This window comes from Symbiopectobacterium sp. (genome assembly GCF_051710365.1).
GTDB lineage: Bacteria > Pseudomonadota > Gammaproteobacteria > Enterobacterales > Enterobacteriaceae > Symbiopectobacterium.
On record NZ_JBPETA010000340.1, the window covers coordinates 1 to 1,712 of the forward strand.

The following is a 1,712-nucleotide window of genomic DNA, read 5'->3' on the forward strand; positions in this document are numbered from 1 at the left end:
TCAGTATTGGTGACAGACCACCACAAGTATCCAACCTCAATTCTGTTCACAAGACCATCGTTGATGTTCTCGGCGAGCGATACCGTCGAATTTATTCTTAAAGTAGGTGCGGAATGACGGTTATACGCACAAAACGCGACTATCGTTGGGGATTGGTGTCATAGGCCTCGCAGCTTTGGAAGCCCTTGTTCAACACTTGCCCACGGTCGTTGAAACTCACAAAATAGTTCTGCGCCGTACCATCACGATTTTTCAACAGGTAGTTAAAGCAGGTGCCTCTGGCGTTTTTCAACCGTACTTCTGACGCAGGCGCGCCAGCAATTTGCAGCACTTGCTGTTTGGTCTGTCCGGCCTTCACCTCTTTAACCATCGGCTCGGTAAAGCTACTTTCTGCACGATTGTAGGCTGAACACCCAGAGAGAAGGAGAACCCCCGCAGCACCAAGACATACCAGTAGTTGATTATTTTTCATGTTATTACCTCATTCATTAATGAGTCACTGACAAGGCTAGATGGCTCGCGGCAATTTTTCAAATCGGTATTCGGCCACATTTTATTGCCTCGCTGACCTTTTTTGCGCCAATAAAAGTAAAAATACACGCGCACTTCTTGTCCTTTTTCTTCACGACGATTAGCTTTACACTCTAACCATCAAGCTAATTATTTCGCAGTATCAACAGGTTCAGGAAGGGGGCCACCATGTCATTGCAGCAAGAGATCATCCAGGCACTGGGTGTTAAGCCCACTGTCGATCCCGATGCCGAGATTCGCATCAGCGTTGATTTTTTAAAGAATTATCTTAAGGCCAATCCTTTCATCCGTTCGTTAGTACTGGGGATCAGCGGCGGGCAAGATTCTACGCTAACCGGCAAACTGTGCCAAACTGCCATCAATGAGCTACGTAGCGAAACCGGCGATACGCGTTATCAGTTTATCGCTGTACGCTTGCCGTATGGCATTCAGGCGGATGAGGCCGATTGCCAGGATGCCATCGCCTTCATCCAACCGGACAGCGTGTTAACGGTGAATATCAAGCCCGCCGTCGAAGCGAGTGAAACCACCCTGGCGGCCATCGGCGTAACGCTGTCCGATTTTGTCAAAGGCAATGAAAAGGCACGTGAGCGTATGAAAGCGCAATACAGCATTGCGGGCATGAACGCGGGTCTGGTGGTCGGCACCGACCACGCAGCAGAAGCCGTCACGGGTTTCTTTACCAAATACGGGGACGGTGGCACGGATATCAATCCTATTTTTCGTTTAAATAAACGGCAAGGGAAAGCTCTGTTGAAGGTACTCGGCTGTCCGCAGCACCTGTACACCAAAGCCCCTACGGCCGATCTGGAAGAGAACCGCCCTTCGCTACCTGATGAAACCGCCCTTGGTGTCACCTATAACGAAATCGATGACTATCTGGAAGGAAAAACGCTCGACGCCAATCGCGCCGCCATTATCGAAAACTGGTATAAAAAGACCGAACACAAACGCCGTCCTCCGGTTACTGTATTTGACGATTTCTGACACTGACAGGCAGGCAGTAAACGCTGCACGGATGTCGGAAACGGCATCCGTTTGCTTTTGGAACAATGATAATCTGTATTAGTCGCGACTTGATCTGACACTGGACCTTGCAAGGTTGAGAGTTACCGGTTTTGATATGGGTGTCCAATCCTTATACAAAACACGAGGTAACTCTCATGATTCATACTAACAAT

The 1,712-nt window shown here is 48.9% G+C and carries 2 protein-coding genes; one reads left to right on the plus strand and one right to left on the minus strand.

Annotation, left to right across the window (positions count from 1 at the left end):
- Positions 1–139 precede the first annotated feature (139 nt).
- Entirely contained in the window at positions 140–472 is a 333-nt protein-coding gene (gene osmE, locus ACTBDZ_RS17580; protein ID WP_438816241.1) for an osmotically-inducible lipoprotein OsmE, read from the minus strand.
- A 227-nt stretch (positions 473–699) separates the two neighbouring features.
- Between osmE and nadE the strand changes: the two genes are divergently transcribed.
- Positions 700–1,518, plus strand: a complete 819-nt coding sequence (nadE, locus tag ACTBDZ_RS17585; protein WP_438816242.1) for an ammonia-dependent NAD(+) synthetase — start codon at positions 700–702, stop codon at positions 1,516–1,518.
- Positions 1,519–1,712 lie beyond the last annotated feature (194 nt).